Below are 14,486 nucleotides of genomic sequence, written 5' to 3'. Positions count from 1 at the left end.
ACAAATTTTAGATTTGTACTCTAAAAAGTTGTATCTACGGTCAAAGTTCGCCATCAATACAACTTATCTACGCCAGTTACGCCAAGCTTGAGTTGTTCCTGCTAAAAATTGGTTTGATAAGTTCATTGTGGATCACCCTTTCCTTAATAATTAATCTAAGTCTAATCGAATTTAGCATGTTCGTCAACTGTTTTTTTATTCCTTCTTACTTCCAGTCTTCAGATCTGTTCCCAGTTGAGTATTTGTCGAAGTCGTTTGCGTTTCTTTCCCAAGTTCTTCTTCTAATTTCTTGATATTCGCTAATGGCAAACGATTTAATTCGGGAATCAGCTGCGTAGGGAAATCACTTAACTGATTTGCGTTATAGACTAAGCGATTGGCTTCTTTGCCATTTTGGAAAAAGATTACCGTCAAATGCTCTTGCTTTAAATCGTAGCGTTGTTCTAATTCATTGACCTGATAAACCAATGGGTAAAAATAAATAGGGCGATTCAATTCCGCCATTTTTTTTGGATCATGAAAAATGTCCATTAATGCTTGATACATTTCTCCACTTGGCACACTGAACAAAACTGAAATAGCTTTACTTTCTTCAATTGTTTGCGAGGCTTCATTGATATTCAAAGGTTTAAGCTTAGGAGAATTGATTTCTGCATAGACTAAGCTCTCCACCTGTGCTTCTCTAATATTTTTAGGAAAGACAAACATCGTGATCGTAATGACCAGTGAAACAAGGAATACGAACAATAAACGCATAAAATAGCGTTGTGGATGCGTATCGAAATCAGCCAAAAAATGATGGTATTTGACTTTGATGGTCTCACTTATCTCTTTCCACATAGCGATCACCTTCTTTTTCGTTTTCTTTTATTATACCTAAGTTTGAGGTAGATAGAAAAAAATACATTTAAAGAATATCGATTATTTTTCAATCCAGTATCTTTTTATGATCAAATCAGTTGATAACTACCTAGTAAATTGGTCTTTCTACGTTTTTTTCGTTATAATGAAACTACTTATGAAAAGAAATGAGGAATGAACCATGTCCTTTGATGGTGTCTTTACTCATGCAATGATCAATGAATTGCGTGAGACTCTATTATCTGGTCGGATTTCTAAAATCCACCAACCTTACGAAAATGAAGTCGTATTAGTGATTCGCTCACGTGGTAAAAATCAGCGTTTGCTCTTATCTGCACATCCTAGTTATGCTCGAATCCAGATCACTCAAATCGACTATCAAAATCCAGACACACCACCGAACTTTGTGATGATGTTACGCAAGCATCTTGATGGGGCAATTTTGGAGTCGATCGAACAAATCGAAAACGACCGAGTGATCCACTTTCATTTCACGAAACGAGACGAACTAGGAGATCTCCAAAATATCATTTTGATTGTGGAACTCATGGGACGTCATAGCACGATCATCTTAGTGAATAAAGAATCAGGAAAAATCTTAGATGCGATCAAGCATATTGGTAGTTCACAAAATACTTATCGTTCCCTTCTGCCTGGTGTAGACTATATTGCTCCACCTGAACAAAACCAGCTGAATCCCTTTAGTCAGGAAAAAGAAAAAGTCTTCCATCGGCTTTCTCAAATGGACTTGACACCAAAAGGAATCCAACAACAATTTCAAGGAATCGGTTTTGATACTGCGCAAGAATTGGTGGCTCGCTTAACAGAACGCCCCAATGAAAAAATGTTGGTATGGCAAGAATTCTTCACAGCAATCGACACCCAACTCTCCCCTAGCCTTTATGAAGTAGCGGAGAAAGAATATTTTACGCCGATCAACTATCGTTTCTTTGACTCAAATACGCAACAAAAAAAGATGTACCCGACTCTCAGTGCGTTATTAGATGCGTTTTATCAAGAAAAAGCGGAAAAAGACCGTGCCAAACAACAAGGTGGCGAGCTCATCCGCAAGATTGAAAACGAGCTTAAGCGAAACAGAAATAAACTGAAAAAACGGGAGCAGACCTTAAAAGATTCGGAAAATGCCGAAGATTATCGTCGAGATGGCGAACTATTGACTACTTTTATGGCTCAAGTACCTCGGGGCGCAAATGAAGTAACATTGCCTAATTATTATGAAGAAGATCGGCCGATCACAATCAAGCTTGATCCAGCATTAACGCCCAATCAAAATGCCCAAAAATATTTCCATCGCTACCAAAAACTAAAAAATGCCGTCAAATTGATTGGTAAACAGATCGAAGAAGCCAAAAATGAGATCGATTATTTAGAATCTGTCTTGTCCCAATTAGAGATTGCTGGTCCTATGGATATCGAAGTGATCAAAGAAGAATTGACAGCAGAAGGTTATTTAAAAAAGAAATCTTCGAAAAAACAAAAACGCAAGAAACCTTCACAGCCAGATCAATATCTTTCTACTGATGGTACGTTGATCTTGGTAGGGAAAAACAATCTTCAAAATGATCAACTTTCCTTAAAAACGGCGAAGAAAACAGACTATTGGCTCCATGCCAAAAATATCCCTGGCTCTCATGTCATTATCAAAAGTGACCAGCCATCTGATGAAACGATAACTGAAGCCGCTGAATTAGCTGCTTATTTCTCAAAATACCGTCATTCCGCCCAAGTACCAGTGGACTTGGTTCAAGTCAAGCATTTGCGCAAACCGAATGGCGCAAAACCAGGCTATGTGATTTATGAAAATCAAAAAACGATCATTGTTACTCCGGAAGAAGAAAAGATCAACAAGATGAAACAGATGACTAACTGATGTAATGCAATTTAATCTAGTCAACAGTATCGCATCTGGCCATCATCGATGAGTAAGCACTCCCCTTTTTATTCGCTAACATGACAAGTGCCTGTTCCAGAAAATATCGGATGATTTTTCTGGAACAGGCACTTGTTTCTATTATCTAGCTTTTCCCCTCAAGTTCCTTTTTTAAGACCATGATATTGCCTTTTTCAGTGGAGATGTTTATAGTGTTCGCCTCGTCTTTTGTCTGCTCTTTAAACTGATTAGTTATTTCCCCGAACGTACTACTTAAATCAAAACGACTAATAACGTCTTGTGACTACACCCACTTCACATGACCACTAGCACTTTTCACTGTTGCTTCTAAAGGGACTTGCTGACTGACGATAACCGTCCCTGAATCATTTCCTACCGATAAACCACCAGTTAAATCCGTCAATACCAATTTCCCAGAGCCATTTTTTATCGATGTGTCTCCTGCTTGTTTTTCAATAATCGTAGTCCCTTTCATATTACGGGCAGTCAATCGTTGAATCGCTCCTGATGAAACAATATTTTTTCCTTCGATATTATTCAATTCCATTTTTTCACTCATCGTTGAGAGAACTTTTATTACCCCACTGTCAGTCACTACCCGGATTTTTCCTTGACCATCAGAAAGAATTGTTTTTCCAACTTTATTTTTTATAGCCAGCTCAGAGAAAAATTGATGGACACTAACATCGGAAGATTGGCTGTTTATCTGGATCATTTTACTATAAACATCTGTTATGCTTATTCGTCCTTTTTTCATCTTCAAGTTGATCTTTTCTGCATATGTATGATTTAACGTTACTTCTCCTTGTTCTAAGTTAAAACGAAGGGATTTATGTTTGGTATTTTCCGGAAGATAAAAAACGACCTCGACTTTTCCCATACTTTGTGACCAGTCAAAAAATCTTGGGTGTCCAATGGTCAAGTTCATTTTGCTGCTACTCATGCTGAATAGCTGTTTTTGATCTTGCTTTCTGATATGACCCTTGATTTCTACTTTCGCTGTTTCATTTTCGGATAGTTGGATTACACTAATATCTACTGGATATGTGGAAGACACATTCAACGACTCAATCGCATTTGCTTTAAGTTCTATGTCTCTTGTCAAAAATTGCCCTTGGTAAACCCAGCTGTGATTGAACACAAGTAATAGGTTACATAAAAAACTAACTATTCCCACAAAATAAACTAGAAACAATCTCTTCCTTACCTGCTCAGGTTTCTTTAATACAATAACGAAGCATAACGAAAATAACGACGAAGCCACGGCTCCCCACATCATAACCTGTTCATAAATCAGATAGTATAGTACCATCATCAAAAAATAGAAACTAGTCACTAGCAATAAAATTTGGAACAAAAACAAGAATAACTTACCTAGTTTGATCATCCAACGTTTTAAGCAAGAATTACGCTTCATTCTATATTCACGTACCAGGTCTTCGCCAGCAATTATATCTTGTTTTGCTTTCATCGCTTTTTCTAAGCGCTGGTCTTCATAATAAGCTTCAGCAATTTCTTGCGGACTTCCCAGAGCTTTTAAAATCGCTTCACAAGATTCTCCTTCTGCCATCCTTACTTTGATTTCTCTTGAAAGATCTGCTTTTATTTCAAGAAAAGCTTCTTTATCTTTTTCTAAAAATAATCCTTCTAACGCTTCAAAAAAATCATTCATTTGCTCTCTCATCTTCCTCCTGTTTTAACAACGCCACATTTTCTACAAACACCATCCATTCCTTATTTAACTCAGCCAGATATTCTTGTCCCAGTGAAGTGATTTGGTAGTATTTGCGTGCAGGTCCTCCTTTTGATTCTTTAAGGTAGGTCACACAATACCCTTCTTTGACAAATCGTCTCAATATTGGATAAAGCGCTCCTTCTGTAAGCGGAATATTTTTATTGACCAATTGGGTAATTTCATAACCATATCGATCCTTATTTTTCAGTAAATAAAGAACGCATAATTCCAATACACCTTTTTTAAATTGATTTGATTTTCCCAATAACTTCACCTTCCATAATCCATGCTGCCATGTTTTCTTTTTCTCTATTTTGAGTCTACCTTATTTTTCCCCCCTAGAAAAGAAAAAGGTGGACAGGAAGTCTTGAGAACCTTGTGTTAGACTGATTCTCTAACGCATTCCCATTTATTCCCCGTACACCTTTTTTCCTGATCTACTTGTACTTGATTTTGAAATCTACTTTTGTTTTATCTGCATATTTCACTTTAAAAGCAAATTTTTTCAACCCTTTTTGATTCGCATGTAACTGCTCCATGATATACGTTTTGATTTCTTCTTGACTGCTTGTTTTTGCATCTAGTCCTACAAACAGTGTTTCGACATAGGTCTGCGCTTTTGCATCCTGTAACTTAAGACCTGTTTGTTCATTTTTGACTTCTGCTTTGATTTTGCCATTTGACTTGACTTCATAATCTAGTTTGATTTTCTCTTTCTGATACTCGATTTCAATTTCAATTTCTTTTACCAATGCACGTAACGCTGAATCTCCTGGTACGTTGGTGTTTTCTTCTTTCTCAGGTTCATCTTTTGGGACGGTTGGCTTGTCGACAGATCCAATTGTCCCAATGTTTATTGTGCTGTAATTAGGTTTGTTGATGACAACGACTTTCAATTGGATATTTTGGTTATTTGCCATACTTGTCAAAATACCTATTGCTTGATATGTACTTTGCGCCATTCTTTTAGTAATTCGTTGTGCTTCAGTCGAAGAATAGCCAAGAGCCAACCAAACACGTTCGTTTTTCAATGAATCATACATGCGCTGAATGGACGCTTCTGTTGGTTCTAACACTATTCCCGTTACAGCTGTTAAGTCTGCTTTGGTAAAACTCATGACCTTCTCATACTGGTTTTCTGAAATTACTGTTGCAGCACAAACATCTGGTGAGCTTGCCAAAGTAGTGGCTCCAGTGGATAGAATGATTCCCGCTAATAATAAACCTGTCAATTTTTTCATTTTCATATGTATTCCTTCTTTCTGATATATGTAAGTATTTCTGTGTTGCACCACTAATATACAATGAATAGTACTTAGTGTCAAATAATAGTAAAAAGTTAATCGTTAGCGTTTGGTTTATCTGTTGCTATCCTTGAACGGGTTCATCCAAGAAACTTCACTCTTGTCTTTCATGACAGCAAAAAAACGAGTAAGATGCCGAATGCCACTCTTACTCGTTTGTTAAAAACAGGCGTTTTGTTGATTTCTTCTCACTTTCTTTGTTCTTTTAAAAAGCTGGAATATTTGCGCCTTTCGAATTTTTCTTAATATACTCAGCGACTTCTTTCGTCGTCATTGCTTTTTTCAATACGTTGATTTTCTCGCTGTCTTTTTCCCCTTCTCTCGTTACCAATTGCAAAGCGTAATGTTTGCTGGCAGCTTCATCTTCCAGTAAAATCGCATCTTTGGTCGATAAGCCCGCTGGTTCTAAGTAAGCAGGGTAACAAAAGACCATCGCAATGTCCTTTTCATCGTAGGCTTTTACTAGATTCAATAAATCGATTCGTTCAAATTGAAGATTTTTAGGATTGTCAACGATATCCGCCACTGTACCGTTGAACCCCATGTTATCCTTTAATTTGATAACACCATTTTTATTTAAGATCGCTAATGCTCGACCTTCATTTGTTGGATCGCTTGGAATACCGACTTTAGCATTTTTGGGCAATTGATCAGCATTCTTATAATTTTTGGAATAAAAGCCCCCCGCAAAATAATAAATGGGTTGAACGGCGACTAAATCTGCTTTTTTTTCTTGATTGAACATTGCCATAAACGGTTCATGCTGTGCAAAATTGGCATCTGCTTCATCATGTTGAACGGCATCATTATAAGCTACATTGTCACTTACTTCCATAATATCAATGGTGTAACCCTGTTTCTCCGCTTCTTTTTTGGCAATCTCCAAAATATCTTTTGATGACTCTAACTGAACAGCCACTTTGATTTCCTTTTTGTCTTTATCCGCTGAATGACCTCCACAAGCTGCTAAAGTTAAGATCGCAATCATTGCGAAACCAATCAAATAAAACTTCTTCATTCTTCTTCCTCCTATTTTCGTTTATCCAGTGTCTGAGCAACAAAGTTTCCCAGCATTTGTAAAATAAAGACTAAGACGATCATGATTACAATAGCGACATACATGACCCCATATTCATAGCGTTGATAACCGACACGAACAGCAAAATCACCGATTCCGCCACCGCCAATGACTCCCATGACAGTCGAATAGGAAACCATACTGACAGTCGTCGTCGTATACGCCAAGACTAAACCACTTCTCGCTTCTACTAGTAAAAAATGCCAGATATATTGAAAGCGAGTCGTCCCTAATGAATTGGCCAATGCATAAGTTTCGTCAGAAACATCCAGCAAAACCTGTTCAACTAGCCGGGCAAAGATGGTGATCGCAATGATACTAAGTGGTACAGAAGCTGGTATAGGACCAAAGGCTTTGCCTAATACCGCGCGAGTTACTGGGATCAACGCAATCACAAATAATAGATATGGAAAAGAGCGGATCACTGTGACTAAAAAATTCAAAGTCCAATAAATCCAAGGATAATGACCTCGAACTTTAGGATTCGTCAAAAACAACCCTAAACCTAGTGGCAATCCGCCAACCACACACACGCCCATCGAAATAGCCATCATGATGCCCGTTTCTTCGAGACTGGTCAGTAGGGCTGGCCAATACTCCATCATGCTTTGTGAATGAATCATTGCGCTAAGCTCCTTTTTATTTTTTCAAAATACGTCAAGTTTTCTTCCGTAAATCGTTGTGGGTGATTTCTTAACTCGCCAATCAACTCGCCATTTTCCATGACCAAAATTCGTTGGCATAAGCTTTTCACTGTTTCTAATTCGTGACTAACAAAGAAAATTGTCGGCTGGAATTCTTCATGGACTTTATGCAATAAACGAATCACACTTTCCGTATTTTCTTCATCTAGTGAGCTGGTGGCTTCGTCACACAATAAAATTTCTGGATCACGTGTCAACGCCCGAGCAATCGACACTCGTTGCTTTTCACCGCCAGATAGTTTTACTGGATATACAGCAGCTTTATGAGCCATCCCAACAAAATTTAATAAATAATCGATTTTTTCACGGTTCTTTTTCTTTTGCAGCTTCAATGGTAATTCTACATTTTCATAAACCTTTAAGTTATCTAATAGATTATGGTTTTGGAAAATCATCCCCATTTTTTGTTTTTGCTGCCTTTTTTCTTTTTTGTTCAACTTTTGAACGGCCACACTATCGATTAGGATTTCCCCACTACTAGGTTCTTCCATTAAGTTCAACAAACGAAGTAACGTGGATTTACCAGAACCGCTTTTCCCAACGATTCCGATGATCTCACCTGGTTCGATTGTCAAATGAATATTCTTTACCGCTTGCGTGCCTTCATAGCTTTTAGTTACATTGATCAATTCAATCATCTGTTCCTCCAATGAAAAATAGTACACCTTATCAAACTGTTTGATAAAAATAGATAAATCAGCTTATTGGTTTTCTATTTAAATAAAAAACGCTTCCTAAATACTAACTGTTTCTATAATGGCGGAGTATTCGTAAAAAAGCAACTTTTTTACTCATCTTCTATCTGTTTTTTAACTGTATTAATAATGGTGTTTTATAAACCGATTTATCTGTATCTTTTAAGAACCCTCACTGTAACAAGCATGTATTCTATCTATTGCCATTAATCACCATAAGCTAACAACGTTGTTATTTCTTTTTTCAACAAATTCAGTTTCTTTTTCATAAAAACGAAAAATAGGAGGAAAAGAAAAAGCGGTCAAACAATCGCTGTTGCCGATCATTCAACCACTTTTTCAATGGCTCTATAATTTGAGAGCGGGACAATAGTTCTTTCTCAAAAAGAAAATAAGTTCGACTTTGATGGCTAGTGTCAAAATCGAACTTATTTTTTCTATTATGTACACTTTCCTCTCCATATATTTTCCTAATTTTCTTAAATTTAATGCCATCAGTGCCAAACCAATATCAATCGTTGCTCCTTGTTTCCCACGTAAATGGAAACGATGGAACGCCAAGTGAGTCTTTAGATGCCCGAACACTGGTTCGACCTCGATTTTCTCCTCTAAAAGCTTTTTTCTGCATTCTGCTTTGAAATAGCGCCCATTATTATTTACTTGAATTTTTCGCTTTTGTTCACTTTTCGCACGCGTACATTAACGACGGACTGGACAGTTCCGACAATCCTCACATTCATAGATTTTGAAATCTTGAATAAAGCCACCTTTATCTTTCGACTATCATTTTTGAACGGTATCGGACGATTCGCTGGGCAAATGTATTCATCTTGTTCTTCAAGGTAGTGCCAGTTTTCCACGTTAAATGGATTCTCCTTGTATTTCTTTTTGTTTTCTTTGTGATAACTTAGGATTTTTTTGATTAATCAATTAATCAACATGAAATAACAAAAAAATCTGAGACAGAATGAGGTTCATTCTGACCCAGATTTGATTTTACACCACTCATCAGTCCTTATTGACAAAGAGCCAAGGTTTACACACTTTTTGTAGACTATCTTGTCATAGATATAGTTGTATTTTGTGCAATAGGTTTCTCTGAATTATTTAAAACTATACTTTCTAGTTTTTTTGAAAGGTTCTGTTTCAATGATATGTCTCTTTTGTTTCTTTCTTTAGCAAAGTTAATATTGAGTTTATTATACTCATTAAGAAACTTTTTTGCTTCAAAAGGACTTATTTTCCCTTGGCCTTCAAGCGAATTTATATGATTTACCTCCTTAATTATTTCAGCTTGAATATGAAATTTTTCCGACTCTAATTTTGGAATTATGTTACGATTTATCTCATTAAGGTCTGCTTTTACGTCACTAATATTACGAGGATTTTCAAATTGAGTCCTATACTGATCCTGTAATAGTAAAAGTAACTCTTTTTCTTGCCTACGGAAAGCATTGATTTCTTGAGTTTTCTCGTTGAACTGGGATATAAGTTTTTTACTTCTTATTAGAATACGTTCTGTTTCTTGTAGAGAAATAGTAGGTTGCTCTGTGCGTGATGTTGTCGTAGGTTGCTCTGTGTGTGATGTTGTCATAGTTGATTTACTTGTGCTCACAGAATGGGTTTTCTTTGATTCTATAGACTCTTGTAATTGATTTACCATGTCTTTACAATTGGATATAAGATAGTCGATATGCTTTTTATTTGTACTTAAAACTTTTATTTCTTTATAGCATTCTTTAAGCATTTTTTTGTTCTTTATTTTATGCTTTCTTAAATTTACCTTTTGCTGTGTCATTTTACCATATTCAATTACTATATCATTTCTTAGTTTACGGAATTTCGAGCAAAAATTTTGAACCCGCCGGAGATTCGTTTGTAATTGATTAACTTCTATAGAACTTTCAGTAGAAATTCCCTCTTTTAATTTTTTAAAATCTGTCTCTTCTTGCTTAATAAGATTCTTTATTTTTTTATGTAAAAATTTTTTAGCAGAATATGGCTGTCTTGAAACATCATCTTGTATTTTATCTAAATGTTTTAAGTTCCCCTTATTTCTGTGTTTTGAGTGTAGTTTTTTGTGTGAATAAGTTTTATCAGATAAACGGGTGGTTTCATTCCTGTTTTCTAAATCTAGTACTTTTCCTAATCCCCTCCCTTGATTTTGGTTGTCTAAACTAGGCAGTGCCCTTGCTCCGCCTATTCCACTTGCTATGCTTAAAGCATTAATAAAAGTAACTATCATTTTGTCTAATCTCATATGCCATCAATCTCCTTTTCATTTAATGATTTTCACTTATCCTACGGAAAATAAAAACTTATACAGAAAAAATTCTGTTTCAAAAGCCATAATGCACCGATCATCAAAAGTTAGACCAAAAATCTAACGTCTGAAACTTTAATTTGCCCAAAGTCTGTTCGAGTCTTTCTAATCAAACCAACTAGTCCTTCACGTTCCTATTTTTGTACCCAACGATAGAGTGCACATAGAGACGCTTCACTTTTAATAGATATTTACCTTAGCTACTACATTTTTATCTAAAAGAGTTAATTCTTGGCTACTATCTGCCACAGTAGATGGTTCATTTATTGTAGAAGCATATCCAGAGATTTTGCTTTCAGATACGCAAATTCCAATAGTTAAAATATCTAAAGATAAGATAAACTTATTTTTCATTTTCTATTACCTCGAAATCCAAAAAACAGAAAGCGCTTTCTGAATAAATCATAACAGAGAAATCAAATTATATATATAAAAGTCATAAAAAATAGTTTTCATGTCATAATCGTTCATTTTTTCTGTATTGTCCTTTATTTATAAAAAATTATTTCCACATCCACAGTCAATAAGAACAACGAAATTCAATTCATTTTAGGAAATAGATTAAGGTGTTGATATAAAAACTCGAAATTTTTTGCATACAAATAATTTACAATTGTTATTATATTTTATAAAGGTAATTTATAAATTTATTCATTGTTCATTTGTACAGGTTGATCGTATTTTACAAATCAATCAACTAGATAAATTACTATAAGGAGTAGCGAGAGATAATTTAGTGATAGATATCTAAAAAGATACCATGAAAAATTGGTTTAGTTAAACAATTACGGAGAAGTAAATATTAGCGATTATGACGTAAAACACATATTTTATGAAATTTTTTTACATAACTTAAAGTATATAATATATCAGAATAAGAAAGCGTTTTTTTGCTGAAAGTGCTATCTAACACCTTTTAAGGAAACTTAAATAATGTGAAGAAAAAAATATTATTTGGTATTTATTTTGTCTCATTGTCTTTCAAAACACAAAAAAAATCTGAGACAGAATGAGGTTCATTCTGACCCAGATTTGATTTTACACCACTCATCAGCTCTTATTGACAAAGAGCTTTTTCAATTTGTTTTGATCTGACTTAGTAAAACGGTTAGACTTTCCATGAATTTTTGTGCAATTTCGCTTAATTGGCGCTTAGCAGAATAAATCACATACAATTCATTTTGGGGACTATTTGCCAATGGAATCAAACGTAAATACTCTTTGATCTCACCAATGACCAGCCCAGAACCTGAAGCATAAGCATCTGTTTCTAACACGATATTCATCAATGTTCCCCGATCACTCGTATAGATAACCGTTTCTTGATCAGGACTTTCAATCAAGTCTTCATAAAAATAAGGAAAATTATTGCCATCTTGTGTAAATCTTACTTGCGGATAAGGAAGTAATTCTTCTTTAAAGATTTCTTTCTTTTCACTAAGCGGATGTCCTTGACGTAAAAAAATGTGCGTTTGAAATTCTCCTAATGAATGGGCAACTAGTTCCCCTTGTTCTAAGTAGCGCTTGATCCCTGCTTGATTGTGTTCATTCATATAAAGAATCCCAATCTCACTATGTTGATCCTTTACTTCTTCGATCACATTGGCGGTCGTTGTTTCAATGATTCGAAACTGTTTGATCTCACTTTTGAAAGAAGAGATCAACTTTGCTGTTAAAGGACCTAAGAAATCATAATGTTGCGAAGCAATTGAAAAGCTTTCACGCTTCTCATTCGTCAAATAATAATTTTCTAAAGACTCTAACTGTAAGAGAATCCGTTCCGCTCTTTTTAAAAACTCTTGTCCTTCCTCGGTCAGATACGCCCCTCGATTCGTTCGAGTGAACAGCGTGATCCCTAACTCGGTTTCTAATTCTTTGATTCCTGCGGAAAGACTTGGTTGTGCGACATAGAGTTTTTTAGCTGCTTCTCTGAAACTCCCATTGTTCGCTACAGCAATTACATATTTTAATTGTTGGAAGTTCACTGATGATCCCTCACAAAATAACTGATTGGACGATTTTTCAACGGTTGGAGCGGACGGTTGTTTGGTTGTGCATACTGTCCTTTAAAAGGAATCAAGAAATCTTTATTTAGTTTTTGCACTTGATCCATGACAAACCATTGGATTGGTCCACTCGTTGGTGGCGTAGTTAAAGAGCCGACATAATGGTAATGGCTTTTTTGTTCAGGAAAAAGAACCAATGGATTGGTCCAATGTTCATGTTTTTCTACATCCCAACTATCGCCATTGTCTCGATCATACAACCAACCTTCATCCGTCGTTAGCTGAAACATCACACCAACAACTAAATTTTCTTTTTTGGCATTCATATGAACAAAGTGGAACTCGATATCTTCTTGATTCCCATTGATCAGATGTTCAGAAGGCATATGAAAATGGATATCTGTGAGATAATATTTCTGACCTTTAAATTCGACATAACTAAGCTGATCATAAGGAACCAAGTGGATCGTATTTTTAAATTCTTTATCTGTAAACCGTTGCTTCTGATAATGAAAAGCAATGGTATCTGATTGATCCTTCGCTGGTTCACAAGTGGTCAATGGAATGGGCGACTGCAATTCAAACGCCGCACCTTTAGCAAACCAGTCGCATAATTCAGCCCAATGTTCCGGTCCTCTTTCTCCCGTATATCCCCATTCAACATCCATATTCTTTTTCACTTTTATTCCTCCTGCATCTTTGCAAAATTTTCTATTGTTGACTATTTTTAACGATCGTGGAAACAGTCGCTAAAAAGTCTTCTTTCCCATAAAATTCTTGATTCAGTAATTCAGGGAAAATCTCGTTGAAGAAATACTTGACAGAAGGACGATGCTCAAACCCTTTGATCGTAGTTACCGCTTCAATAAACATCTCTTTATATACTTTTTCTGGATTGTTCTTGATGATTTCTTCAAATGATTCATACAATAGATCGACTTTATCAGAGATTGCTAATAACTCACCTTCCACTGTGTCATCTTTTCCTTCAAACAATCGCCGGCGGTATACTTCTTGAAACTCTTCCGGAATCTCTTGGTTGATGAACTCATCCGTCATCTTTTCTTCAACTGTTTGTAACATTCCCCGTAACTCTTTATTTGCATACTTGACCGGTGTTTTGATATCCCCGATAAAACGTTCTGTATAATCATGATTTAACGCTTTTTCATAAAGTAATTTCCAATCGATCGCTTGACCATGAACCTCTTCAATGTCACCTAAGACTTGAGCAATCGAAGCCACTCGATAAGAATGAGCGGCTACCGTATGTTCAGTAAATTTAAAGAACCCTGGCGCTCGTGTAATTTTTTCCAAATTATTCAAACCTAAAATAAATTCATTCAATCCCATAAAATAGCCTCCCCTTTACTTTTCCGATGATTTTATCATTAAATAACTATCTTTCGCAAACATCCCGTTTGTAAATCAACGAAAAATTAATCTTTTTACTGAGAATCACGCAATTTTACTATAAAAAAATAGAAACCAGAAAAACAACTCTAGTTTCCATTAAACATAATCATAAAATTCAAAACCAGCTCAATGCAAGCTCTTCGCCTTAAAAACGACAAGCGAAGTACAGCAACTATTAGTTCAGAAACATTCAAAACAACATAGCTCTAAAACGGTGTATACTCAGCTTCTTCAAGAGCAGCTGTTTTGGAAGCATTCAAAACAACATAGCTCTAAAACTACCTTTTGAAAAGTAAATCTTTGATTTTAGTTTTGGAAGCATTCAAAACAACATAGCTCTAAAACCTTTATGGAAGTGATCCCATAACTTTTTACGTTTTGGAAGCATTCAAAACAACATAGCTCTAAAACCTCGCAGAAATTTTTTTCTTACGAAATTTCGTAATCGCGCT

13 protein-coding genes and 1 pseudogene are annotated in these 14,486 nt (G+C 35.6%); 1 reads left to right on the top strand and 13 read right to left on the bottom strand.

Going from position 1 to position 14,486, the window contains the following annotated elements; translation table 11 throughout:
• Positions 1 to 195: 195 nt before the first annotated feature.
• Positions 196 to 840 carry a hypothetical protein gene (locus tag IGL28_RS06425; RefSeq protein WP_081129058.1) on the bottom strand — a complete coding sequence of 215 codons (645 nt, stop codon included), beginning with the start codon at positions 838 to 840 and terminating at the stop codon, positions 196 to 198.
• 202 nt (positions 841 to 1,042) lie between these two features.
• Here IGL28_RS06425 and efbA point away from each other — a divergent pair, with 202 nt between their 5' ends.
• The gene (efbA, locus tag IGL28_RS06420; RefSeq protein WP_010737550.1) at positions 1,043 to 2,752 is read left to right on the top strand and encodes a fibronectin-binding protein EfbA; all 1,710 of its coding nucleotides are present in this window, start codon (positions 1,043 to 1,045) and stop codon (positions 2,750 to 2,752) included.
• A gap of 304 nt (positions 2,753 to 3,056) precedes the next feature.
• On the opposite strand, the gene IGL28_RS06415 is transcribed toward efbA, so the two are convergent.
• From IGL28_RS06415 to IGL28_RS06360, 12 genes and pseudogenes are all read right to left on the bottom strand, one after another.
• Entirely contained in the window at positions 3,057 to 4,457 is a 1,401-nt protein-coding gene (locus IGL28_RS06415; RefSeq protein ID WP_081129056.1) for a DUF4097 family beta strand repeat-containing protein, read from the bottom strand.
• Complete coding sequence (locus IGL28_RS06410; protein WP_025480193.1) at positions 4,438 to 4,773, bottom strand: PadR family transcriptional regulator; 336 nt, start codon at positions 4,771 to 4,773, stop codon at positions 4,438 to 4,440. The genes IGL28_RS06415 and IGL28_RS06410 overlap by 20 nt, the downstream gene beginning before the upstream one ends.
• 172 nt (positions 4,774 to 4,945) lie before the next feature.
• On the bottom strand, positions 4,946 to 5,755 hold the full coding sequence (locus IGL28_RS06405) for a YusW family protein (protein ID WP_081129055.1): 810 nt from the start codon (positions 5,753 to 5,755) through the stop codon (positions 4,946 to 4,948).
• 262 nt (positions 5,756 to 6,017) lie between these two features.
• Positions 6,018 to 6,830, bottom strand: a complete 813-nt coding sequence (locus IGL28_RS06400; protein ID WP_081129053.1) for a MetQ/NlpA family ABC transporter substrate-binding protein — start codon at positions 6,828 to 6,830, stop codon at positions 6,018 to 6,020.
• A gap of 11 nt (positions 6,831 to 6,841) precedes the next feature.
• The gene (locus IGL28_RS06395; protein ID WP_081129052.1) at positions 6,842 to 7,513 is read right to left on the bottom strand and encodes a methionine ABC transporter permease; all 672 of its coding nucleotides are present in this window, start codon (positions 7,511 to 7,513) and stop codon (positions 6,842 to 6,844) included.
• Entirely contained in the window at positions 7,510 to 8,232 is a 723-nt protein-coding gene (locus tag IGL28_RS06390) for an ATP-binding cassette domain-containing protein (protein WP_081129050.1), read from the bottom strand. Before IGL28_RS06390 ends, IGL28_RS06395 begins: the two co-directional genes overlap by 4 nt.
• A gap of 405 nt (positions 8,233 to 8,637) precedes the next feature.
• Positions 8,638 to 9,197, bottom strand: a pseudogene (locus tag IGL28_RS06385) (transposase); the annotation flags it as partial.
• Between the two features lie 146 nt (positions 9,198 to 9,343).
• Positions 9,344 to 10,549, bottom strand: a complete 1,206-nt coding sequence (locus IGL28_RS06380; RefSeq protein ID WP_081129049.1) for a hypothetical protein — start codon at positions 10,547 to 10,549, stop codon at positions 9,344 to 9,346.
• A gap of 243 nt (positions 10,550 to 10,792) precedes the next feature.
• Positions 10,793 to 10,966 (bottom strand): hypothetical protein, encoded by a 174-nt coding sequence (locus IGL28_RS06375; protein WP_179133717.1) that lies wholly within the window; start codon positions 10,964 to 10,966, stop codon positions 10,793 to 10,795.
• Positions 10,967 to 11,688: 722 nt separating this feature from the next.
• The gene (locus tag IGL28_RS06370; protein WP_053766051.1) at positions 11,689 to 12,597 is read right to left on the bottom strand and encodes a LysR family transcriptional regulator; all 909 of its coding nucleotides are present in this window, start codon (positions 12,595 to 12,597) and stop codon (positions 11,689 to 11,691) included.
• Positions 12,594 to 13,298 carry a carbonic anhydrase family protein gene (locus tag IGL28_RS06365; RefSeq protein WP_053766052.1) on the bottom strand — a complete coding sequence of 235 codons (705 nt, stop codon included), beginning with the start codon at positions 13,296 to 13,298 and terminating at the stop codon, positions 12,594 to 12,596. Before IGL28_RS06365 ends, IGL28_RS06370 begins: the two co-directional genes overlap by 4 nt.
• 31 nt (positions 13,299 to 13,329) lie before the next feature.
• On the bottom strand, positions 13,330 to 13,971 hold the full coding sequence (locus IGL28_RS06360) for a YfbR-like 5'-deoxynucleotidase (RefSeq protein ID WP_010719207.1): 642 nt from the start codon (positions 13,969 to 13,971) through the stop codon (positions 13,330 to 13,332).
• Positions 13,972 to 14,486: the final 515 nt, after the last annotated feature.

It is taken from the genome of Enterococcus sp. AZ077, from assembly GCF_051714965.1.
Lineage (GTDB): Bacteria > Bacillota > Bacilli > Lactobacillales > Enterococcaceae > Enterococcus_B > Enterococcus_B hirae.
This window is presented reverse-complemented; position numbering and strand designations above follow the sequence as displayed.